At 73.4% G+C, this 23,228-nt stretch carries 17 protein-coding genes; 12 read left to right on the forward strand and 5 right to left on the reverse strand.

The features are described from left to right. Positions 1-14: 14 nt before the first annotated feature. The 9 genes from ACZ6K0_RS25555 (at position 15) to ACZ6K0_RS25595 (ending at position 7,998) form a co-directional block, all read left to right on the forward strand. Positions 15-815, forward strand: a complete 801-nt coding sequence (locus tag ACZ6K0_RS25555; RefSeq protein WP_469234501.1) for an oxygen-binding di-iron domain-containing protein — start codon at positions 15-17, stop codon at positions 813-815. A gap of 35 nt (positions 816-850) precedes the next feature. After that, complete coding sequence (locus ACZ6K0_RS25560) at positions 851-1,567, forward strand: DsbA family oxidoreductase (protein ID WP_376407434.1); 717 nt, start codon at positions 851-853, stop codon at positions 1,565-1,567. Between the two features lie 219 nt (positions 1,568-1,786). Further along, on the forward strand, positions 1,787-2,965 hold the full coding sequence (locus ACZ6K0_RS25565; protein WP_376407433.1) for a pyridoxal phosphate-dependent aminotransferase: 1,179 nt from the start codon (positions 1,787-1,789) through the stop codon (positions 2,963-2,965). After that, positions 2,955-3,488, forward strand: a complete 534-nt coding sequence (locus ACZ6K0_RS25570) for a DUF6190 family protein (protein ID WP_469234498.1) — start codon at positions 2,955-2,957, stop codon at positions 3,486-3,488. The genes ACZ6K0_RS25565 and ACZ6K0_RS25570 overlap by 11 nt, the downstream gene beginning before the upstream one ends. A 26-nt stretch (positions 3,489-3,514) precedes the next feature. Beyond that, positions 3,515-4,318 carry a dihydrodipicolinate synthase family protein gene (locus ACZ6K0_RS25575; RefSeq protein WP_376407429.1) on the forward strand — a complete coding sequence of 268 codons (804 nt, stop codon included), beginning with the start codon at positions 3,515-3,517 and terminating at the stop codon, positions 4,316-4,318. After that, positions 4,315-5,211 (forward strand): iron-containing redox enzyme family protein, encoded by an 897-nt coding sequence (locus ACZ6K0_RS25580; protein ID WP_376407427.1) that lies wholly within the window; start codon positions 4,315-4,317, stop codon positions 5,209-5,211. Before ACZ6K0_RS25575 ends, ACZ6K0_RS25580 begins: the two co-directional genes overlap by 4 nt. Beyond that, positions 5,208-5,570 carry a Rieske (2Fe-2S) protein gene (locus ACZ6K0_RS25585; RefSeq protein ID WP_469234495.1) on the forward strand — a complete coding sequence of 121 codons (363 nt, stop codon included), beginning with the start codon at positions 5,208-5,210 and terminating at the stop codon, positions 5,568-5,570. Before ACZ6K0_RS25580 ends, ACZ6K0_RS25585 begins: the two co-directional genes overlap by 4 nt. After that, positions 5,567-7,066 (forward strand): purine-cytosine permease family protein, encoded by a 1,500-nt coding sequence (locus ACZ6K0_RS25590; RefSeq protein WP_469234493.1) that lies wholly within the window; start codon positions 5,567-5,569, stop codon positions 7,064-7,066. Before ACZ6K0_RS25585 ends, ACZ6K0_RS25590 begins: the two co-directional genes overlap by 4 nt. Further along, positions 7,063-7,998, forward strand: coding sequence for a PDR/VanB family oxidoreductase (locus ACZ6K0_RS25595; protein ID WP_469234491.1), 936 nt, complete (start codon positions 7,063-7,065; stop codon positions 7,996-7,998). The genes ACZ6K0_RS25590 and ACZ6K0_RS25595 overlap by 4 nt, the downstream gene beginning before the upstream one ends. Before the next feature lie 49 nt (positions 7,999-8,047). On the opposite strand, the gene ACZ6K0_RS25600 is transcribed toward ACZ6K0_RS25595, so the two are convergent. After that, positions 8,048-9,130: a Zn-dependent alcohol dehydrogenase gene (locus tag ACZ6K0_RS25600; RefSeq protein WP_469234684.1), complete on the reverse strand. Its 1,083-nt coding sequence runs from the start codon at positions 9,128-9,130 to the stop codon at positions 8,048-8,050. An 86-nt stretch (positions 9,131-9,216) separates the two neighbouring features. Further along, entirely contained in the window at positions 9,217-10,608 is a 1,392-nt protein-coding gene (locus ACZ6K0_RS25605; protein ID WP_376407419.1) for an aldehyde dehydrogenase family protein, read from the reverse strand. A 479-nt stretch (positions 10,609-11,087) separates the two neighbouring features. Here ACZ6K0_RS25605 and ACZ6K0_RS25610 point away from each other — a divergent pair, with 479 nt between their 5' ends. From ACZ6K0_RS25610 to ACZ6K0_RS25620, 3 genes are all read left to right on the forward strand, one after another. Continuing rightward, a complete protein-coding gene (locus ACZ6K0_RS25610) occupies positions 11,088-13,682 on the forward strand; it encodes a S8 family serine peptidase (protein WP_469234487.1) in 2,595 nt (864 codons plus the stop codon). Continuing rightward, positions 13,682-16,546, forward strand: coding sequence for a VCBS repeat-containing protein (locus ACZ6K0_RS25615; RefSeq protein WP_469234485.1), 2,865 nt, complete (start codon positions 13,682-13,684; stop codon positions 16,544-16,546). Before ACZ6K0_RS25610 ends, ACZ6K0_RS25615 begins: the two co-directional genes overlap by 1 nt. Before the next feature lie 108 nt (positions 16,547-16,654). Further along, positions 16,655-20,047: an ATP-binding protein gene (locus ACZ6K0_RS25620; RefSeq protein ID WP_469234484.1), complete on the forward strand. Its 3,393-nt coding sequence runs from the start codon at positions 16,655-16,657 to the stop codon at positions 20,045-20,047. 36 nt (positions 20,048-20,083) lie between these two features. Here ACZ6K0_RS25620 and ACZ6K0_RS25625 read toward each other — a convergent pair whose 3' ends face one another. The 3 genes from ACZ6K0_RS25625 to ACZ6K0_RS25635 form a co-directional block, all read right to left on the reverse strand. Continuing rightward, positions 20,084-20,860: a class F sortase gene (locus ACZ6K0_RS25625; protein WP_469234482.1), complete on the reverse strand. Its 777-nt coding sequence runs from the start codon at positions 20,858-20,860 to the stop codon at positions 20,084-20,086. Then, positions 20,847-21,563, reverse strand: coding sequence for a hypothetical protein (locus tag ACZ6K0_RS25630; protein WP_469234480.1), 717 nt, complete (start codon positions 21,561-21,563; stop codon positions 20,847-20,849). The genes ACZ6K0_RS25625 and ACZ6K0_RS25630 overlap by 14 nt, the downstream gene beginning before the upstream one ends. A 173-nt stretch (positions 21,564-21,736) precedes the next feature. Further along, complete coding sequence (locus ACZ6K0_RS25635; protein WP_376407407.1) at positions 21,737-23,146, reverse strand: CitMHS family transporter; 1,410 nt, start codon at positions 23,144-23,146, stop codon at positions 21,737-21,739. Positions 23,147-23,228 lie beyond the last annotated feature (82 nt).

The following is a 23,228-nucleotide window of genomic DNA, read 5'->3' on the forward strand; positions in this document are numbered from 1 at the left end:
CCGAGGGATGTGCCATGAAAGCCTCCTACACCGCCGGGCCGGACATCCACGTCCTCCCCTCGGCGCTGCCCATACCCGGCCTCGGCGACCAGCCGGTCAACGCCTTTCTCGTACGGTCCGACACGCCGTTCCTCGTGGACACGGGCATGCCCGTCGACCGGGAGGGCTTCCTGGAATCCCTCTGGTCGCTGATCGACCCGGCCGAGCTGCGCTGGATCGTCGTCACCCACGACGACCGCGACCACACCGGCGCCCTGGCCCGGATCCTGGAGGCCGCGCCGCGCGCGAAGGTGCTGACCAACGCGATATCACTGACGCGAATATCGGAAGAGTTCTCCATTCCCCAGGAACGGGTGGTGACGGCGAACCCCGGAAGTCGCGTGAAGATCGGCGACCGAGAGCTGAGTTTTCACCGGCCGCCCACCTTCGATTCACCCGGGACACTCGCCGTGTTCGACCATTCCGACGGCACGCTCTACAGCTCCGACAGCTTCGGGACCGTGGTCGAGGAAATAACCCAGGACTTCGCCGATCTCAGCGAGGCGGAATTCTTCGAGGGGTTCGACGTCCTGAACCGGGCCATCGCCCCGTGGACCGCGCTGGTCGACGAGGAGAAGTTCCTCCGGCCCGTACGCGAACTGGCCGCACTGCGTCCCGCGCGACTGCTCAGCGCCCACGGGCCGACCGTCCGCGAGGACGCCGTACCCCGGCTCTTCGACGCCATCGCCCGCATCCCCTCCCTGCCCGCCTGGCTCCCCGGCGCCGACCTCGACCTCGAGGCAGCGCTCGACGCCCACGAGTCCCCCGCCGGCTGAGCCCCGCCCGACCGCTTCCCGAACCGAGGAGAACCATGTCCGACCCCACCCGCCCCGACCCGACCACCGTCGACCTGACCCCGCCGCGCGGAGTCGTCACCGTCTTCTCCGACATCTGGTGCTCCTTCGCCCACATCGCCATCCACCGGCTGCACGCCACCCGCGCCCGGCTCGGCCTGGCGGAGCAGGTCTCCTTCGACCTGCGGGCCTTCCCGCTGGAACTGCTCAACGAGGCCCCGAGCCCGCGCCCCGGCACCGACAGCGAGGTCGCCCGGATGGCCAGCCTGGAGCCGGCCGCCGGCTGGCAGCTGTGGCAGGCCAAGGACTGGTCCTACCCGTCGACGACGCTGCCGGCCCTGGAGGCCGTCCTCGCCGCGAAGGAGCAGAGCCTGCACGCCTCGGAGCAGCTCGACCTCGGGCTGCGCCGGGCCTTCTGGGCCGAGTCGCGCACCATCAGCCACCGCAAGGTGATCCTCGACGTGGCCAGGGACACCGGCGCGGTCGACGTCGACGCCCTCGCCGAGGCGCTGGACGACGGCCGGGCGCGCCGGACGCTCTCCGACCACGCCGCCGTGTCCCGTACGGACCGGGTGAACTGCAGCCCGCACCTGTTCCTGTCCGACGGCTCCGACTACGCCAACCCGGGCATCGACGTGGGCTGGGAGGGCGGCTACGGCATCGGCTGGCCGGTCATCAACTCGGACGACCCGAAGGTGTTCGAGGACATCCTGCTGCGGGCCGCCACCGAATAGTTGAATTCGCAGCGAAGAGCTGCCTAATCTTCGGAACGACGGCCGGGCATTCCCTTTAGCGGAATGCCCGGCCGTCGTTCCTTTTTTTTGTCCGTAGAACATCGCGGTGATTATTAATTGCGTGACCCGGCCGTTATTCGCAAGGGCGCTCGAAGCTCCTAAAGTCGTTCCCGCCGCCGGAATTCCGGAAGCAGATCCGTATCGACACGGGAGTTCTTCATGTCGTTGACCGACAAGGCAGACGTCAGCACCTTCGTCGACCTCACGCAGCACGAGATCGAAGCGCTGAAGACCCGGTTCAACCTTGCCGACGCGCACACGCACCAGCGGCAGTCCGCCTCCCAGGAGGCGATCGTGCGGCGGCTGCCCGACCTCTGGCACGAGTCCGAGTCGAAGCAGCAGGCCCACTTCGAGCGCCAGTTCATCGACGCCTTCTTCCGCCTGCACCAGCAGCCCACCGCCCGGGCGATGGACCGCACGCTCCTGTCGTACTCCGCCAGCGTCTCGACCATGGTCGCCGGCATGTTCCTCAAGCAGCGCGGCAAGTCGGTGCAGCTGGTGGAGCCCTGCTTCGACAACCTCGTCGACCTGCTGCGCAACATGCAGGTGCCGATCTCCCCGCTCGCGGAGTCCGCGCTGCACGACAAGGACTCGATCTACGAGCGGCTCGTCGAGCAGGTCGACGCGGACGCCCTCTACCTCGTCGACCCGAACAACCCCACCGGCTTCACGCTGCTCGCCGAGAAGCTGGAGGGCTTCCGGGAGGTCGTCCGCTACTGCGTGGACCACGACAAGGTCCTCGTCATGGACTTCTGCTTCGCCTCCTTCGCGCTCTGCGACGAGGGCGTCGGCCGGGTCGACATCTACAAGCTCCTGGAGGAGTCCGGCGTCACGTACATGGTCATGGAGGACACCGGGAAGACCTGGCCGATCCAGGACGCCAAGTGCGCCATGATCACCGCCAGTCGGGACATCCAGGAGGAGGTCTACAACCTCCACACGAGCGTCCTCCTGAACGTCTCGCCCTTCGTCCTCAACATGGTCACGCAGTACGTCGAGGACTCCATCACCGACGGCTTCGCCTCCGTGCGCGACATCATCAAGACCAACGGCGACGCCGCCCGCGCCGCCCTCAGCGGCACGATCCTGGAGTTCCAGGAGCCGGTCGTCGGCACCAGCGTCGCCTGGTTCCGGATCACCGCCGAGCACCTGACCGCCACCCAGCTCCAGGCCGTCCTCTTCGACGAGGAGGTGTACGTCCTGCCGGGCACCTTCTTCTACTGGAACACCAAGTCGAAGGGCGAGCGGTTCGTCCGCCTCGCCCTGGCCCGCGAGCCCGAGGTGTTCGCCGGCGCCATGGAGCGGATGCGGAAGGTGCTCGAGCGCTATGCCGGCTGACGACACCGCCGTGGCGTTCATCGACGCCACGCTCTTCATGGGCATGCACAGCGAGGACGACGCCGTCCGCGTCGCCTCGAAGGCCTTCTTCGCGGACCGCCTCGCCGCGGGAACCGCCGGCCGGGTCGTCATGAGCTGGGAGCAGGTCGGCCGCTGCGACGACCTCGTGTGGGCGTACGACCGAGGGGTCCAGGACGACTACTACCCCTTCATGGACGTCCTCCACACGGACCTCGCCATCGACCGGATCGCCTACGACGAGGCGGACGTCCGCCGGGCCTTCACCGCACCCGGGCTCGACGGCCTCCCCACGCACGAACGCCTGCTGCTCGCCCAGGTCATCGGCCGAGGGGGCACGCTGCACACCGCGAGCCCCCGGCTCCTCGGGACCGCCGGACTCCCCGTCGTACCGATCGCCCGGGCCGGCGCGCCCGCGCCGGTCGAGGAGCCGACGTTCCCCCCGTACCTGGAGGACCTCTACCGGCGCTCGCTGGTCCTGACGGTCGCCTCCCAAGACCTCTGACACATCCTCCGAAGGGCACCCCTGTCATGCCTGGCACCTACTCCGGGACCATCGTCCCGCTGATCACCCCCCTCGACGAGAACGGCACCGTCGACGAGCAGAGCGTCGCCCGCCTCATCGGCCACATCCGCACCGAGGTCACCGCGCTCATGCCGGCCCTGACCTCCGGCGAGGGCTGGAAGCTCGACGCGCGGCAGTGGCAGGACGTGGTCACGTACACCGTGAAGCACGCCGACGGCCTGCCCGTCCTCGCCGGGATCCAGCTCCCGGACACCGACTCGGTGATCGACCGGGCCCGCACGGCCGTCGCGCTCGGCGCCGACGCCGTCGTCGTCACCACGCCGTTCGGCGCGGACGTGACGCAGGACCGGATCGTCGAGCACTACCGGGCCATCCGCGCCGCCGTCGACATCCCGATCTTCCTCTACAACGAGGAGGCGCTGTCGGGCAATCGGATCGAGTTCGACACGCTGCTGCGGATCTGCGAGATCCCCGGGATCGTCGGCATCAAGGAGTCCAGCGGCGACGCCGCGTTCACCCGGAGGATGGCCGAGGCGAAGACCGGTATACCGGTCTTCGAGGGCTGGGAGAACCTCCTCGTCGACGCCCGCGGCATCGACGGCTTCATCGGCCCGCTGGCCAACATCGAACCCGCGCTCTGCAACCGGATGCTCGTCGACCCGACGCCCGAACGGCAGGCGGAGATCAACACCGTGTGCGAGCAGTACGGCGTCTTCCTCGACGACTGGTACCGCTGGGTGAAGAAGGAGCTGCACAGCCGAGGCGTGATCAGCTCCCCCACCACGCACGAGGAGGTCAAGGCGGCATGAGCGCCTCGCCCTCAGCCTCCTCCGACTTCGCACCCGCTTCCACCGGCGCCCCGGTCGTCGCGCACTCCGTCACGGCCCCCGCCGCGACCGCCCAGCGCGACCTGCACGCCTTCTACCGGCGGGTCCCCAACCTCGGCGACTACGGATCGATGGCCGCGATCGAGGAGCGGTGGATCCTGCCGGCGGCCCGCGCATACGAGGCCTCGGCGCCCCGGTTCGCGAACACCGGCGAACTGCTCGGGACGCTCACGGAGTTCCTCGCCGAGGAGGAGGCGGATCTCCCGGAGAGCGCGACCTTCCTCGCCGAGCACGCGACGCTGGAACAGTTCAAGACCGTGGTGGCGCAGTTCGCCCTCGACGGGCTCACCGAGTCCGAGTCGCTGCTCCCGGTCGTCCCCCGGCTGCCGTACCGCTCGGGCATGGCGGTCTTCCGGGTCCTCATCGACGAACTCGGCTGCGGCAACGACGAGAAGGCCCACTCCCAGCTCTACCGGGACCTGCTCACCGAGCTCGGCATGAGCACCCGGCTCGACGACTACCTCGACGGTACGAGCGCCGAGTGCTACGCCTACGTCAACATGTTCCACTGGCTGGCGAGCCGGGCGCCCTCGCCCCAGTACTTCCTGGGCGCGTACGCCTACTTCGAGACCAGCGTGCTCTACGCGTTCCAGAGCTTCGCCCGGGCGGCCCGGCGGCTCGGCATCGCCCGCGACGCCTACTACACCGAGCACCTCTACATCGACACGTACCACAGCAGTCACATGAAGACGGCGATCCGGGCGCTCGACGAGCCGGACCTCGCGAAGATCTGGGCGGGCGTGCGGCTGGCCTCGGACATCGTCGGCACGGCCACCGAGGCGGCCGTCGCGCGGGCACGGGAGACCGTCGGATGACGGCCGTGCCCGCCGGGCGCCGGCGCGCGGCCGACGAGCCCGTCGTCCGGCAGGTGACCGAGGAACTGGTCCTGGTCGAGGCCGGCGGCCGCAAGGTGCTCGCGGCCGCCGTCTGCCCCCACCGCGGGGGCCGGCTCAAGTACGGCAGGGTCGACGGGGACAGGCTGCGCATCACCTGCCCCCTGCACCACACGACCTTCGATCTGACGAGCGGCGAGCGGACCTCGGGCGCCGCCTGCGCCGCCCTCCGGGTCGTCGACGTCCTGCCCGACACCCAGGACGTCGTTCCCGGCCGCGACGACACCCCCGACCGGGGCGTCGTCACCGGGCCCGACGCCCTCCCCGGGGGCGCCCCGTGACCACCACACCGACCGGGGCGGCGTCCTACGTGACGCCGCCCCGTGCGGCGGTCGGGCACGACGGCATCGCGCCCGTGCCCGAGGCCGAACGCACCTCGTCCCCGGCCGACTTCGGCTGGATCTGGCCGTCCGCACAGTTCTCGTTCGGCACCGTCGTGCTCGGCGCGCTGCCCGTGGTCTTCGGCCTCGGCTGGTGGGCCTCGGCGAGCGCGATCGCCGTGGGCGTCGCCGTCGGTTCACTGCTGCTCGCGCCCCTCGCCCGCTTCGGCGTCCGTACCGGCGCCAACGACCCCATGGCGAGCGGGGCGCACTTCGGCGTGCGCGGCCGGATCGTCGGCAACACCATCACGGTGGTGACGGCGCTCGGCTTCTTCGCGATCGCCGTCTGGACGGGCGGCACCGCCGTCATGGTCGCGGGCCACCGGCTGCTGTCCACCCCGACGGGCCCGGGCGCGCTGACGGTCGCGATGGCCGTGACGGCGGCGGCGGTCGCGCTGGTCGCCGTGCGCGGCCACGAGACGCTCGTCCGTACGTACCGGGTGACCGCGGTCACCGGCGGGGCGGTCCTGCTCGGCACCGTGCTGGTCCTGGCCCCGCGCTTCGACGCCGGATACGCCGGCTACACGGCGCACTCCGGCGGGTCGCTCGCCCTCGGCAGCGTCCTGCACACCTGGCTGCTCGCGGCCACCGCCTCGGCGACCATGCCGCTGTCGTACGCGACCTTCCAGGGCGACTACACCCGCTTCATGCCCGCCGGCACGCCCACCGGGCGGGTCGTCCGGGCGAGCGGGATCTCCATGTTCCTCAGCAGCCTCGCGGCGCTGCTCACCGGCGCGTACGTGACGACCCTCTTCCCCGTCCCCGACGAGCCGTGGCTCCAGGGCCTGACGGACGCGGTCCCCGGCTGGTTCGCGGTGGCGGTCGTCGTCTTCGGCTTCGCGGGCACCCTGCCGCAGGCGGGACTCTGTCTGTACGCGGCCGGGCTCTCCGCCAACTCGGTGTTCTGGCGGGCCTCGCGGGCCACCGTCACCGCCGCCGTCGCCCTCCTCGCCATGGCCGTGCTCTACGTGGGGGCCGTGGTGTACGACGCGATGGACGCGATGTCGGCGTTCGTGACGCTGCTGCTCACGGTCGTCGCGCCCTGGGCGGCGGTGCTCTCCGTCGGCTACGTGCTCCACCGCGGCCGGTACGACGCGGAGGCGCTGCGCACCTTCACCACCGGCGGCGGCGGGCGCTACTGGTACGTGCACGGGATCAACCCGCGGGCCGCCGCGGCCTTCGCCGCCGGTTCGGCCGTCGGGATCCTGTGGGTCAACAACCCGCTGTACACCGGTCCGTTGACGGGACTGACGAGCGGGGTCGACCTGAGCCTGCCGGCCTCCTTCACGGTCGCCGCCGTGCTGTACGGGGTGCTGTGCCGGGTGTGGCCGGAGCCCCTGCTGCCGCCCTTCCCCGACCCGGGAAGGGCCACCGCCCCCACCCGAGGAGACTCATGACCACGCTCCGGCTCACGGTCCGCTCGGCCGTCCGCGAGGCCGAGGGCGTCCTCGGGCTGCTGCTCGCCGACCCCGCGGGCGCGGCGCTGCCGCCGTGGGAGCCCGGCGCGCACCTGGAGGTGACGCTGCCGTCCGGTGCGGTCCGGCACTACTCACTGTGCGGCGACCCGGCGGACCGGAGCACGTACCGGCTCGGGGTGCTGCGCGAGCCCGCCGGGCGGGGCGGCTCCGAGGAGGTCCACACGTCGGTCGGCGAGGGCACGGTCCTCGGGGTCCGGGGCCCGTTCAACCGCTTCCCGCTCGTGACCGCCGAGCGGCATCTGTTCATCGCCGGCGGCATCGGCATCACCCCGCTGCTGCCGATGGTCCGCTCGCTGCCGCCCGGGTCGTGGTCCCTGCTGTACGGGGGCCGGAGCCTCGCGGCGATGGCGTACCGCGACGAGCTCGCCGCGCTCCCGGGGGTCACGCTCGTCCCGCAGGACACGGCGGGACTGCCCGACCTGGACGCCGCCCTCGCCGGGCTGCCCGACTCGACGGCCGTCTACTGCTGCGGCCCGGAAGGGCTCCTCAGGGCGGTCGAGGAACGGTGGCCGGGGCCGCTCCACACGGAGCGGTTCGGCGCGCCGCCCGCCGGGCAGGAGCCGTCCGGCGGTGCGGAGGGCTTCGACGGCTTCGACGTCGAGCTGCGCCGGAGCGGGCGGACCCTGCGGGTCGAGCCCGGCCGGACGCTGCTCGACGCCGTGCGCGAGGTGCTGCCGGGTGTCGCGTACTCCTGCGAGGAGGGCTGGTGCGGCACCTGCGAGACGAAGGTCCTCGCGGGCACGCCGGAACACCACGACTCGGTCCTGGGCGAGGAGGAGAAGGCCTCGGGAACGACGATGATGATCTGCGTGGGCCGCTCGCGCGGCGCGCGCCTCACCCTGGATCTGTGACGGACGCGGCCCGCACCGCCGCCGTCGTCGGGCGGTGCGGGCCGGGATGTCAGGGGAAGATCACCAGGGCGCGGCCGCCCTTGCCCGCGAGCATGTTGTCGAAGGCCGCAGGGATGCCGTCCAGGGTGATCCGCTCGGTGACGAGGGCGCCGAGGTCGAACCGGCCCGCCCTGATGTGCTCGGCGAGGACCGGCAGGTCCTCGGCCGGGTTCGAGTTGCCGTAGACGCAGCCGCTCAGGGTGCGGCCCCAGTGGAAGAGCTCCAGGGCGTGGAAGGTGACCTGCTGGTCCTTGCCGCCGATGCCGACGACCGTGGTGCGGCCGCCGCGGCGCGTGGAGTCCCAGGCGGTCCGGATGGTGACGGCGCGGCCGACGCACTCGACGGCCACGTCGACGCCCTGGCCGCCCGTCAGCTTCCGGATGTCCTTCGCGGTGGTCTCGGAGGCGACGACGTACTCGGTGGCGCCGGCCGCCCTCGCCAGGGCCTCCTTCTCCGGGGAGACGTCGACCGCGACGATCGTGGACGCGCCCGCGATCCGGGCGGCCTGGAGCGTGGCGAGGCCGACCCCGCCGACGCCGAACACCGCGACGGTCTCGCCCTCCCTGACCCGCGCGGAGTGGTGGACCGCGCCCCAGCCGGTGAGGACGGCGCAGCCGAGCAGGGCGGCGTCGGTGAGCGGAACGCCGTCGGGGACGGGCAGGACGCAGTTCGCGGCGACCACCGTCTCCTCGGCGAAGGCGGCGACGTTGAGTCCGGGGTGGAGCTCGGTGCCGTCCTCGGTGCGGGCGTGGATGTTCGCGGCGCCGTTGAGGGCGTTCGCGCAGAGCCAGACCTCGCCGAGCGAGCAGGGGTGGCAGCTGCCGCAGGACGGCGCCCAGTTGAGGACGACGCCGTCGCCGGGGGCGACGTGGGTGACGCCCTCGCCGACCGAGACGACGGTGCCGGCGCCCTCGTGGCCGAGGACGGCCGGGACCGGTACGCGCATGGTGCCGTTGGAGAGGGACAGGTCGGAGTGGCAGACCCCGGCGGCGGCGAGCCGGACCCGGACCTGGCCGGGGCCGGGCTCGGGGAGTTCGATGCCGGTGATCTCCAGGGGAGAGCCGACGGCGGGCAGGACGGCGGCGCGGATCACGCTCACGTGCGGTGCTCCTCGGGACTCGGAACTGTCATGGCTGTCAGGGCTGTCAGGGCTGTCAGGGCTGTCAGGGCTGTCAGCTGTCAGAACTGGAGGGACTTCGTCTGGAGGTACTCGGCGAGGCCGTGCGCGCCGAGCTCCCGGCCGACGCCGGACTGCTTCCAGCCGCCGAAGGGGGCGAGCGGGTTGAACCGGCCGCCGTTGATGTCGACCTGGCCGGTCTCCATGCGGCGCGCGAAGGCGACGGCCTCCTCGGGCTCGCCCCAGACGGCTCCGGCGAGGCCGTACTCGGTGCCGTTGGCGATGGCCAGGGCGTCGGCCTCGTCCTCGTACCGGATGATCGAGACGACCGGGCCGAAGATCTCCTCCCGGGCGATGGTCATGTCGGGAGTGACGTCCGCGAAGACGGTCGGGGAGACGTAGTAGCCGGTCTCGCGCGGGGCCTCGGGGCCGCCGGCGACGAGCCGGGCGCCCTCCTCGACGCCCTTCTCGATGTAGCCGCGGACGCGCTGCCGCTGCTTGGCGTTGACGAGGGGGCCGACGCGCTCGCCGGGGACGTACTTGGCGACGGCCTCGGCGGCGAGCGCCACCGCCTCCTCGTACCGCTCGGCGGGGACGAGCATCCGGGTCCAGGCGCTGCACGTCTGGCCGGAGTTGGACATGACGTTGGCGATGCCGACGGCGACGGCCTTGGGGAGGTCGGCGCTCGGCAGGATCACGTTGGCGGACTTGCCGCCGAGTTCGAGGGCGACGCGCTTGACGGCGCCGCCCGCGAGGGCGCCGATGCGGCGGCCGACGGCGGTGGAGCCGGTGAAGGAGACGAGGTCCACGTCCGGGTGTTCGGCGAGGGCCTGCCCGGCGACCGGGCCGAGGCCGGTGACCAGGTTGAAGACGCCGGCGGGCAGGCCCGCCTCGTGCACGGCCTCGGCGAAGAGCTGGGCGGTGAGCGGGGTGTCCTCGGCGGGCTTGAGGACGGTCGTGCAGCCGGCGGCGAGCGCGGGGGCGACCTTGGCGACGATCTGGTGGAGCGGGTAGTTCCAGGGGGTGATCGCGGCGACGACGCCGACCGGCTCGGCGTAGACGGTGGAGTTGCCGACCTTCTCCTCGAAGGGGTGGGTGGCGGCCAGCTCGGCGTACGTGCCGGCGACCGCGATCGGCAGGCCCGCGTGGACGGCGGCGGCGAGCTGCGGCGGGGCGCCGAGCTCGGCGGTGACGGTGGCGGCGATCTCCTCCGCGCGGGCGGCGAGCGCGTCGCGCAGGGCCGTGATGCGGGCGGCGCGCTCGGCGGGCGGGGTGGCGGCCCAGCCGGGGAGCGCGGCGCGGGCGGCGCGCACGGCGGCGTCGACGTCCTCGGCGGTGCCCGCCGGGACGTGGGCGATGACCTGCTCGTCCGCCGGGTTGATCACGGGGACGGTCTCCGTCGAGGAGGCGGGACGCCACTCCCCGCCGATGTACATCGCGTCGTGGGCCTTCATCCGCTGTCTCCTCACGTTACCGACGGGTTCGCCGCTCCGACCCAAACTAGCGCTGTTAGTTTTCCGGCGCCAGGGTCTCCCGGAGTGCCCCCGGTCTCAGTACCGGACGGAACCGATCGTGCCGCCCCGGCGCGAGCCCTGTCCACGGACACCCCGCACAGCCGTACGCGCCCGGATCTGGCGGAAGCCTCCTTGCGCCCCGGCGGCGGCCCCGGCCCCCGCGTCCCCACCACGTGTCCCGGCCCCCGCATCCCCACCACGTGTACCGGCCCCCGTGTCCCCGCCACGTGTCCCGGCCCCCGCGTCCCCACCACGTGTCCCCGGCCCCCGCGCCCCGGCGGCCGGTAATTCCCCAGTAACGGCCCGGACCTAGCGTCCCCGACCGAGCCCGCCCCGCCTCCCCCAGGGCCTTCCCCCAGGTCCGTACGGGGTGGCGGGGCGTCGGCTTCCCCCGTACCAGCGTTGGAGGAGCCACCCACATGCACCTGCCCCGCTCGCCGATCCGGCGCGGAACCACCGTCTGGGCCACGGCCGCCGCCACCCTCACGGCTCTGCTCGTGGCCCCCGCCGTGGCCGCGGCGCCGTCCACGGCCGCCGCGCCCTCCCCCAAGGCCGCCACGGCCACCGTCGACCCCGGCGTCACCGCCGCCGTCGACGCCGGTGGCGAGGCGACCTTCTTCGTCGTCCTCGCCGACCGCGCCGACCTCTCCCGGGCCCGCTCGCAGCGCGGCCACGAGAAGAAGGCCCGGACCACCTTCGACGCCCTGCGCACCGAGGCCGCCCGCAGCCAGCTCTCCCTGACGCGCTTCCTCGACCGGTCCAAGGTCGGCTACGAGGCGTTCTGGATCGCCAACGCCGTCAAGGTCACCGGCGACAAGGCCCTCGTGCGGAAGCTGGCCGCCCGCCCCGACGTGGCCTCCCTCCGCCAGGAGCGGCACTACGCCCTCGACACGGTCGAGCAGTCCTCCATGACGGTCGGGCAGTCCGCGGCGACCGCCGCGCGGTCCTCCGCGACCGCGGAGGAAGCGGTGACCCCCGAGTGGGGCGTCAAGGACATCGGCGCCGACCAGGTCTGGTCCCGGTACGACAACCGCGGCGAGGGCATCGTCGTCGCGAACGTCGACTCGGGCGTGCAGTACGACCACCCGGCCCTGAAGGGCAACTACCGGGGCAACCTCGGCGACGGCACCTTCAGCCACGACTACAACTGGTACGACCCGACCGGTCAGTGCGCCGGCGGCACGCCCTGTGACAACAACGGCCACGGCACCCACACCATGGGCACGATCGCCGGCGCGGGCGGCGTCGGTGTCGCCCCCGGCACCACGTGGATCGCCGCCAAGGGCTGCGAGGCGCGCAGCTGCTCCGACTCGTCGCTGCTGAAGTCGGGCCAGTGGATCCTGGCGCCGACCGACCACAACGGCGAGAACCCGCGCCCCGACCTCGCCCCCGACATCGTCAACAACTCCTGGGGCGGCGGGAACACCACCTTCTACCAGGACATCATCGAGTCCTGGAACGCCGCGGGCATCTTCGAGGCCTTCGCTGCGGGCAACGCCGGCAACGGCACGAGCTGCTCCACCACCGAGGCTCCGGGCGCCCAGGCCCCGGCCTACGGCGTCGGCGCCTACGACGTGAACGGCAGGATCGCCTCGTTCTCCGGCTTCGGCCCGTCGCTCGTCGACGGATCGATGAAGCCGAACATCTCCGCCCCGGGCGTCGACGTCCGCTCCGCCTGGCCGGGCAACGCCTACCGCGCCATCTCCGGTACGTCGATGGCCACCCCGCACGTCGCCGGCGCCGTCGCCCTCCTCTGGTCCTCGGCCCCCTCCCTCATCGGGGACATCGACGGCACCCGCGCGGCTCTGAGCGGCTCCGCCCGCGACGTCGACGACACCCACTGCGGCGGCACCGCCGCCGCCAACAACGTCTGGGGCGAGGGCAAGCTCGACATCCTCGCCGCCGTGGACCGCGCGCCGCACTCCGCGGCCACCGTCACCGGCACGGTCACCGACCGGGCCACCGGCTCCCCGCTCGCCGGAGTCACCGTCACCGCCACCGCGGGCGAGGCCCGCCGCTCGGTGACCACGGACGCCTCCGGCGCCTACCGGCTGACGCTGGCGGCCGGCACGTACTCCCTCACGGTCGGCGGCTACGGCTACCGGGACCTCGTCGAGGACGCGCTCACCGTCACCACCGGCCAGTCCCTCGCCCACGACCTGGGCCTGGACGCCGTCCCCGCGCACGCCGTCACCGGCACCGTCCTGGACGTCACCGGAAAGCCCCTGAAGGGCGCCACCGTCCGCTTCACTGACGCCCCGCTCACCCCCGTCGTCACCGACGCCGCCGGCGCCTTCCGCTTCCCGGCCGTCGCCGAGGGTTCGTTCACCCTCACCGCCGCCCCGGCCGCGCCCGTCCTCTGCAACGGCACCTACAGCGCCGCGCTCGCCGTGGACGCCGCCGAGACCGTGACGGCCGCCCTGCCTGCCCGTACCGACGCCGCGGGCAACGGCTGCCTCCCCACCGCGTACTCCTGGATCGGCGGCAGCTCCAAGGTCGCGCTGTCCGGCGACGAGAACGCGAAGACGATCTCCCTGCCGTTCCCCGTCTCGTTCTACGGCGTGCCGTACGGCCAGGCGAGCGTCACCACGAACGGCCTGGTGAACTTCCTGGCGCCGCGGCTCGGCGACTACAAGAACACCGCCCTACCGTCCCCCGGCCAGCCCAACGGCATCCTCGCCGCCTTCTGGGACGACCTGACCCTGGACTCCAAGTCGGCCGTGAAGACCGCCGTGAGCGGCACCGCCGGTCAGCGCCGGTTCGCGATCGTCTGGGAGAACGCGGCCTTCGCCGCCGACACCGCCAAGCGCGTCACCTTCGAGGCCGTCTTCGAGGAGGCGACCGGCGCGGTCGTCCTCCAGTACCAGTCGATCGGCGCGAACGCCCTGGAGACCGGTGGCGGCGCGACCGTCGGCATCGAGAACCAGGCCGGCACGGACGCCCTGCAGTACTCCTTCGACCAGTCGGTCCTCGCGGACCGTTCGGCCATCCGTATCTTCCCGAAGGCGGCGTGATGACCCACCGTTCCCGGCGCGGCGTGCGCCTCGCCTCCGCCCTCGTCGCGGCCGGCCTCGCGCTCACCGCACTGCCCGCCACCACCGCGTACGCCGACGACGAGCCCCTCGGCCGGGTCCTCACCGACGCCCAGGCCGACGCCCTGGAGCGGCGTGCCGAACCGGCCGCGCCCCTCGACGTCACCCCGCAGGACCCGACACGGACCAAGCTCCAGGGCACCTCCGACACCGCCGACACCACCGACACCACGGCCGGTGGCCTGGCCGTCACCAAGACCTCCGGTCTGGAGACGTACCAGGGGCAGGCCGACACCGCCCAGCTCGGCGGCGGGCGCGGCGACTTCCTCGCCGTGCACAGCCTCGGCACCGTCACCCGGCTCGCCGAGGACGGCCGCACGGTCTGGAAGCGGGACAACGCCTCGCTGTACGCGGACTGGCAGGTCACGAACATCCGTCCGTGGCAGACCGAGCCGTACCCGGCCCGGATCACCACCGGCTACCACGCCAACAGCCCGTTCGCCGACAGCTCCGACCGGGGCTGGACGCAGGGCGACCTGACCGGCGACGGGGTCGCGGACGTCGTCTTCACGGCCGACGTCGGCACCAGCCCGTACCGTCCGTTCACCTCCCCCGGCTCCACACTGACCACCGGCACCTTCGTCACCGTCCTCGACGGCGCCACGGGCCGCACGCTGTGGTCGAAGCTCTTCGCCGACGCCCAGCAGGTCACGCTCGTCGGCGACACCTTGCTCGTCGGCGACCAGCCGTCGACGAGCCTCAACTCCCCGAAGGACGCCACCGCCGCACTGCGGGCCTTCCGCTTCGCGTACGACGGCACGAAGCTCACGCCGTCGGCGACCTGGACGTACGAGACGGGGCAGCGCAACGGCCGGTGGGGGTCCACCCTCCCGCTCGGCGACGGGCGCGTCGCCGTGTCCTGGTACGTGAAGAAGACCGCCACGGACCCCGCCGCGGGCCACACCCTGGTCCTCGACACGGCCGACGGCTCGGTCACGTGGCAGACGGACAACGACCTCTACTCCCGCCAGCTGGCCTACGACGCGGCACGGAAGCGGCTGGTCGCGCTGGAGCAGGCCGACCTCCGGGACGGCGTCCGGTACGAACTGGCCGCCTACGACCCGGCCGACGGGACCCGCACCACCCTCGACACCCGGGTCAACGCCCTCGGCGTCGGGCTGCGGGTCGGCCAGCTGCGCGGCGACTCCGCCCCCGAGTACGCGATCAGCGAGTCGACGCTCGACGAGTACCTCTACGTCAACACCGCCACCGTGCGCGCCGTGGACGGCGGCGACGCCGCCGAGCTGTGGTCCCACACCGTCAAGCGCGCCGAGGACAACTTCAAGGACGGCGACTCCGCGCTCGGCCTGCGGATCGCCGACGGGAAGGTGCTCGCCTCGTACATCTCCACCGAGGGCGTGGAGACCGCCGCCAACCCGGGCGGCGGCCGCTTCGGCATCCTCACCGCGCTGAACGGCCGGGACGGGGAGGTCCGCTGGCAGCACACGGGCGCCACCGCCTCGCCGATCTACGCCCAGCCGTACCGCGAGGACGACGAGTGGCGCGTGCGGACCGTGGACACCGAGCAGAACATCCGCTCGTACCGGCTCGACAGCGGCCGGCAGGCCGCGATCACCCCGCTCCAGGGCGACCTGAGCACGGGCCTCGCCGCCGACGTCAACGGCGACGGGCGCGAGGACGTGATCGTCGGCGGCCAGTCCCACGGGCTGTGGGCCTACGACGGGCCCTCGCTGGTCTCCGGGAAGCCGCGGGTGCTGTGGCAGGCCACGCTGCCCGGCTCCGTGCAGGGTGAGATCCGGATCGGCGACACCGACGGCGACGGCCGGCGCGACGACCTCGTCGTCGCGGCCGACTCGGCGGCGGTCGTCGTGGATGCCCGTAGCGGCCGGGTCCGCGAGACCATCGACGGGAAGGGCCAGTTCGTCCGCTCCGTCACCGTGGCGGACCTGGACCGGGACGGCGACGAGGAGATCCTCGTGCCGACCGACGCGATCCGCGCCTACAGCGGCGGCGGGCGCGCCCTCTGGACGTACGCGCCCGCACCCGGCCTGGCCTTCTCCGACCTCGCCGTCGCCGAGGGCAAGGTCCTCGGCTCGTACCAGACGCGCGGGGTGAACGACGGGACGGCCGTCGTCGGCGGCACGGCCCTGGACGCCCGTACCGGCAAGGCTCTCTGGTCGGCGGACCCGACCTGGACCGGCGACGCCGACACCACGGTCTACGCGGCGCAGCTCTTCCACGGCGTGTACGCCTCGCCCGGCATCCCGTACGCGGACGGCCACGCGGTCGTCTACTCGTGGATCGTGAAGGAGGGCACCGACTGGAGCACGTACGTCGAGTTCCGCGACCTCCGTACCGGCAAGGTCGTGCACACCGCGGCCGGCGGCGGCGCCTGGACGCTCGGCAACTGGTTCACCGGCGACGAGGGCCTGATCCTCGCCGGAACGGCCTCCCTGCGCACCTTCGCCAAGGGCGGCGAGGAGCACGAGATCTACACGCTGCCCACGCTGCACAACGCGCGCTTCGGCACGGGTCCGGGCGGACGCCGGCTGATCTTCGGCGGCACCGAGGGCGGGGCCTACCTGTGGGACCCGTCGGTGCTCACCGCTGACGACAACTACCCGAACCACCTTGCCAAGCTGAACGGCTACGCGACCCAGAACCTGGTCGTCGCGGACCTCGACGGCGACGGCGTGGACGAGGTCGTCGGCCTCGGCAAGGACGACACGGGCTACGACCGCACGATCGAGCTGTCCGGCGGGCGCTACCTGCTCCAGGACAGCGCGATCCACGGCATGGTGACGGGCAGGCTGACCGCCCAGTAACCCGCCACGGATCACGGACCCCCGCCCGCGCCACCGGGCGGGGGTCTCCGGCCTTCTCCGGACCACGCCATTCCGGTGCACGGGGCACCCATTACAGTGGGCGCCCTCATGAGCGCAGACATACCAGCGGGCGCACCTCCGGTGCTTCGAGTGCGCCTCTTCGGCGGGTTCCGGGTCGACCGGGACGGCGGGCCGCCGCTCTCCGAGCGGTGGCCCCGGCCGAGCGCGCGCACGCTGGTGAAACTGCTCGCGGTCTGCCCCGGGCACAGCCTCCACCGCGAGCAGGCGATGGAGATCTGCTGGCCGGACGCGGATCCGCAGGCCGCGCTGGGCAGTCTGCGGGTGGCGCTGCACGCGGCCCGCCGGGCGATCGAACCCGAGCTGGCTCCCCGGTCCGTCTCCTCCTATCTGACCGGCGAGGGCTCCTTGCTGCGGCTCGATCCGCGGACGGTACGGATCGACGCCGACGAGGCCGAGGCCTTGGCGAAGGCGGCGCTCGCGCACGGCGGGCGCGCCGAACTCGCCGCCGCGCTGGCGGCGTTCACGGGCGAGCTGCTGCCCGAGGACCGATACGCGCCCTGGGCCGAGACCCGCCGCGAGCGGCTGTCCGCGCTGCGGGAGCGCGCCCTGCTCGCCCTCGCCGCCGCCCACCTGGCCGCGGGCGCCCCCGAGGAGGCGGTCCCCGCGGCCGAGCAGGTCCTCGCGGCGGCCCCGGCGGAGGAGGAGGCGCACCGGGTCCTGATCGAGGCGTACGTGCGGCAGGGGCTGCGGCGCCGCGCGGTGGCCCAGTACCACTTGTGCCGGGAGGCGCTGGACGCGGAGTTCGGCGTGCGCCCGGGCCCGGAGACCGAGCGGCTGCACCGGGCGGCGCTCGCCGCCCCCGTGCCGGCCCCCCGCTCGGTGGGGCCCGCGCTCCCGGCCGTGGTGCGACAGCCGCCCACTGCTCCCCTGCGCGGCCGGGACGACCTGCTCGCCCGGCTGCTCGCCGCCGGTTCCCCGCCCGTGCTCGTGCTCACCGGGGAGGCGGGGCTCGGCAAGACGCGGCTGGCCGGGGAGGCGGCCCGGCGGGCGGCCGCCGGGGGGACGGCCGTGCTGTGGGGTGCGGGCCACGACGCGGAGGGGCACACGCCGTACGGCCCGTTCGCCGAGGCCCTGGACGGCTGGCTGGCGGACCGGCCGACCGCGGAGCGGGCCAGGACGGGCGCGGAGTATCCCGAACTGGCGGCGCTCCTGCCGTCCTTGGGGCGGGTGCGTCCGGAGAGCGGGCGCAGTCCCGAGGAGGAGCGGGACCGGCTGTTCCGGGCGACGGCGGGGCTGCTCGGCGAACTGGCGGCCGAGCGGCCCGTGATGGTGGTGCTGGACGACCTCCACGCGGGGGACGCGGGCTCGTTCCAGCTCCTCAGCCATCTTGCCCGCCGGGCCCGCGAGGTGGGAAGTACCTGGCGATTTCTCGCCATTGTCCGTCCTGAGGAACTTCCGGCGTCCGACCCTCGCCGCCAGGTCCTGGACCTGCTGCTGCGCCAGTCCCTCGCCGCCGCGGTCGAGCTGCCCCGGCTGTCCCGCGAGGCGTGTCTGGCGCTGACGGCGGACGCGCTGGGCGCCGACGGAGCCGTACCGGAACGGGTGTGGGAGCTGTCGCTCGGCAATCCGCTGTTCGCGCTCGAACTGGCCCGGGCCGTGCGGGACGGCGACGGACGGCCCCGTGCCCCGGAGGGCGTACGGCAGTTGGTGGCGGAGCGCCTGGGCCGGCTGGGTCCCGCGGCCCGCCGGGTGGTCGACGCGGTCGCGGTCGCCGGGCAGGACGCGGCCCTCACCGAGGTCCTCGACGTGGCCCGGCGCGGCGGCCATCCGCGGCTCTCGGCCGCCGAGGCCACGGAGGGCGTGGAGGCGGCCGTCGCCGCGTCGGTGGTCGAGGAGCGGCGGGTGGTCAGCGAGGGCCGGCCCGTGGCCGGGCTCGCCTTCCGGCATCCGCTGGTCCGGCTGACCTGCTACGAAGGGCTCTCGGCGGCCCGCCGCCGGCTCCTGCACTCGGCGTACGCGGAGGCGGTGCTGCGCCGCCGGCCCGATGCCGTGGACACCCTCGCCGCCCATCTGGCCCGGGCGGACGACCCGCGCGCCACCGGCTATCTCCGGCAGGCCGCCGAGCGGGCGGCGGCGCTCTACGCGAACGACACCGCCGACCGCTACTACGCCGAACTCACCGGCCGCCTCGACGCGCTCGCGGCCGAGTCGGCACGGGCACGGATCGACCGGAGCGCCGTGCTGCGCCGCATGGGCCGCTTCGACGAGGCGGCCCGGCTGCTCGGCGAGGCCCTGGAGGAGCTGGGGAGGCGCGGGGACGCGGACGGCCGGGTCCTGGCAGCGGCGCGGCTCGCGGAGCTGATGCCGAAGACCCGCGGGACGGAGGACGGTTTCCGGCTGCTCGACTCCTGCCCGCCCGGGCCCGGGACCCCGGCCGCCGCGGCGAGCGCCCACCATCTGGCGCGCGCGGTGCTGTGTTTCGTCGCGGGCCGGTACGAGGAGGGGGTGGCCGCCGCGCGGGCCGCGGAGGACGCGGCGCAGGCGGTGACGGGGCCGGAGCGACGCGGGCTGCTCGCCAGGGCGCTGGCCGCGCGGGCGACCTCGCTGGGCCTCGCGGGCCGCTTCGGCCAGGCGGGACCGGTCGCGGACCGGGCGCTTCCGCACGCGGAGGCGTTCGGCGATCCGCAGCTGCTGGCCTCGGTGCTCTCGGTGCTGCGCGAGACGGCGCGGCGGGCGGGGCGGCTGCGGGAGGCGATCGCGACGGGCCGCCGGGCGCTCGCGCTCGCGGAGCGCTCGGGCGATCCGACGGCGACGGTCTTCGAGCGGGCCAACCTGGCGGAGCTCCACCTCCTGGTGGAGGAGGTGGAGGAGGCCCGGGAGCTCGCCGAGACGGCGGTGCGGGACACGGAGTCGCACGCGGTGTGGTGCGCTCCGTACGCGCTGGTCGCGCTCGCCCGCGTCCACATGCGGGAGGCGACGCCCGGCGCGGGCGCGCTGCTCGACCCGGCCGAGCGGACGGCGGTGGCACAGGGCGACCATCAGGCCGCGTACGAGGTGCGGTCGGCGCGGGCCGAGCTGGCGGTGCGGGAGGGCCGGCCGGAGGAGGCGCTGCGGCTCCTCGCGGGGTACCGGGAGGCGGGCACGGCGCATCTGACGGCCTGGGCGCTGCTGGCGTGCGGGCGGGCCGCGGAGGCCGCGGAGGTGGCGGGCGCCGAGGTCGGGCGGGCGGAGCGGGCCGGTGAACGGCTCGCGGAGACCGAGGCCCGTACGACGCGGGCCGCCGCACTCGCGGCGCTGGGCCGGGAGCGGGAGGCGGCGGAGGGCTTCGGCCGTGCGGCGGCCCTGGCGGAGGAACTGCCGTACCCGGCGGGCGCACGCCGGCTGGCGGGAGCCCGCCGGAGCGGGGAGAGCGGCGGACGCTCGGAGGGTGATCGACCCTCGGAGAGTGGCGGACGCGGGTCGAACGACCGGCGCGGCTAGAGCGACGGGCGCGGCTGGGGCCCGTCGGTCGGAGCGTCAGATCGTGCGGTCGATGTCGGTGAGGTGGGCGAAGACGACGATGTTCGCCTCGTAGCCCGTACCGCGGTCGAATGCTCCGCCACAGGTGAGCAGCCGCAGTTCGGGCCGCCCCGTGGCGCCGTACACCTCCTTGTCGGGGAAATCGGCCTTGGGGTACGTCCGGACGCGGTCGACCGTGAAGACGGCGACCTTGCCGTCGGCGCGGGCGACCCGGATCGTGTTGCCGGGGCTGAGCGAGTCGAGGTTGAGGAAGACGGCGGGCCCGCTGCGGGTGTCGCGGTGGCCGACGACGACGGCGGTGCCGCGCTCGCCCGGGGTGGCGCCCTTCGCGTACCAGCCGACGACCCGGGGGTCGTCGACCGGCGGGGTGGCGAGTCGCCCCGCCCCGTCGAGGCCGAGTTCGATCACCGGGGCCTCGATGGTGATGGCCGGGACGGCGAGCACCGTGGGACGCGAGCGGGCGAGCGGCCGGGGCGCCGGTGCCGGCCGGGGCGGGGGCGTGGCCCTGGGGAGCGCCCGGGGCTTCGCCTTGTGGTCGAGGGCGGCCGGGGCGCCGGCCGCCTCTTCCGCCGCGGCCGGTCGCGCAGCGGGAGGTCCCGCGGCGGCCGGTCCTGCGGCGAGCGGCGGGTCGGCCGGTTCCCCGTCCCCGGCCCACCAGGCGACCCCGGTCACCAGGACGCACGTCACCGTGACCGTCCTGGTGAGCCGGAGCAGTCGCCTCCGCCTCCGCGTGAGGCGGGACCGGCGCGTGAGGCCGGACCTACGCGGCGCCATTGTCGCGGCGGCGCGAGCGACGGATCAGGACCAGTCCGGCCGTGCCGGCGAGGCCCGCCGCGACGGCCGCCCCGATGCCGAAGGTCGAGGAGTCCTCGGCGGCGATCGGCGCGCTGCCGCCGCCGCCCGCGCCGACCGGGCCGTGCGGGGGCTTGTGGTGCGGGGGCTTGCCGTGGCCGTCACCGCCGGGGCCTCCGCCCGGGCCGCCACCGGGGCCTCCGCCGGGGCCGCCGGTCCCGTTGGTGGCGGTCGGCGTGGGCGTCGGGTTGGTGACCACGCCGCAGTTGACCCGGAAGACCTTCGACTTCGCCGCGCCGTTCTGGCCCACCCACGTCCATTCGACCTTGTACATGCCGGACGACAGGCCGGTGATGTCGTCCGTGTGTCCGTCACCGTTGCTGTCGACGGCGATGCTGCCGTTCTTCAGCGACGGGTCCTGGTTGCCTGGCTGGCCGGGCTGCTCGTAGATGTTCCACTGGACGCTCTGCAGGCCGTCGAAGTTGAAGGCCGCGAAGCGGAAGGTGCATCCGACCAGAGGCTCGTTCTCCTGGCTGGTGTCGGGGGTGCCCTGTCGGTGGACCTTGACGTCACCGTTGTCGCCGGGCGCGGCGAAGGCCGCCGGGGCGCCGGCGAGGGTCACGCCGCCGAGCGCCAGGGTGGCGAGTGCCGCGCGGAGCAGAGTGCGGGTGGGGGGAGTCGTCATGAGGGAGGTCCTCCAGTCGTGAGTGAGCAGAGCGGACGCGCATTGCGATAATCCGACTATCTGTCACGACATGGACACAGAAGGTGACGACTCGACCGCACCGGCCTCCGTCTCCACCCGTCCGGCCCACGCCCCGGCGCCACACGGGAGGGGCCGGGCCGGGGCCGCCCGGCTCAGATGATCCCGAAGAGGATCCCCGCCGCCAGCACGACCAGCGAGGTCAGCGCGGCCCACTTCACCGTGAACCGGGTGTGGTCGCCGAACTCCACCTTCGCCATGCCGACGAGGACGTACACGGCGGGCACCAGCGGGCTGGACATGTGCAGGGCCTGGCCGACCAGCGACGCCCGGGCGATCTCCAGGGACGACACGCCGTGGGCCGCGCCGGCCTCCGCGAGGACGGGCAGCACACCGAAGTAGAAGCCGTCGTTCGACATGAAGTAGGTGAGCGGGAGGCTCAGGACGCCGGTGACCACGGCCATGTGCGGGCCCATGCCCTCGGGAATGGCGCCGACCAGCCAGTCGGCCATGTGCTTGACCATGCCGGTGCCGGTGAGCACGCCCGTGAAGACGGCGGCGGCGAAGACCATGCCCGAGACGTTGAGGACGTTGTCCGCGTGAGCGGCGATCCGGGCCCTCTGCTCGGCCATGTTCGGGTAGTTCACGGTGAGCGCGAGAGCGGCGCCGAGGAGGAACAGGACCGGGATCGGCAGCAGCTCCAGGATCATCGCGGCGAGCAGCACGACGGTCAGGCCGGCGTTGAACCAGTACAGCTTGGGGCGGAGGGTCGCGCGGTTCGGGTCGAGCCCCTGGAAACCGTCACCGTCGCCCGCGCCCGTACCCGCGTCCGCCTCGGCACCGGATCCGCCGACCTGCTTCTTCGGCGTGTCCGCCCCCGTACCCGCCCCGCCGCCCGCCGCGACCAGGACGGTCTCGGTCTCCGGCACCAGGGCCTCGTCGAGCGTGAGGTAGCCGATGCGCTTGCGCTCGCGGCGCCCGAGGACGTACGCCAGGGCGAAGACGAAGAGCAGGCCCACGCCGAGCGCGGGGATCATCGGGACGAAGATGTCGGCGGCGTCCAGCTTCAGCGCGGTCGCGGCGCGGGCCGTGGGACCGCCCCAGGGCAGGGTGTTCATCACGCCGTTGGCGGTGGCGGCGACACCCGTCATGACGACCAGGCTCATACCGAGCCGCTTGTAGAGCGGATACATCGCCGAGACGGTGATCATGAAGGTGGTGGAGCCGTCGCCGTCCAGGGAGACGATCGCGGCGAGCACCGCCGTACCCACGACGACGCGTACCGGGTCGGCCTTGCAGAAGCGCAGGATGCCCCGGACGATCGGGTCGAAGAGGCCGACGTCGATCATGACGCCGAAGTAGACGATCGCGAACATCAGCATCGCGGCGGTCGGCGCCAGCTTGCCGACCCCCTCGATGACGTAGTCGCCGAGCTGGGCCCCCTGCCCGACCGCGACGCAGAACAGCGCGGGGATCAATACGAGCGCCGCGATCGGCGACATCTTTTTCATCATGATCAGGACCAGGAAAGTCGCGATCATGGCGAAGCCGAGGACGGTCAGCATGGAGGACACCTCACGTTCACCGTTGAACTGCCGCCGAGCGGCGGTCCGGATGACGGTAGGTGCCCTCTTCTGCCGTTAACAA

Source organism: Streptomyces sp. NPDC042346, assembly GCF_055581845.1.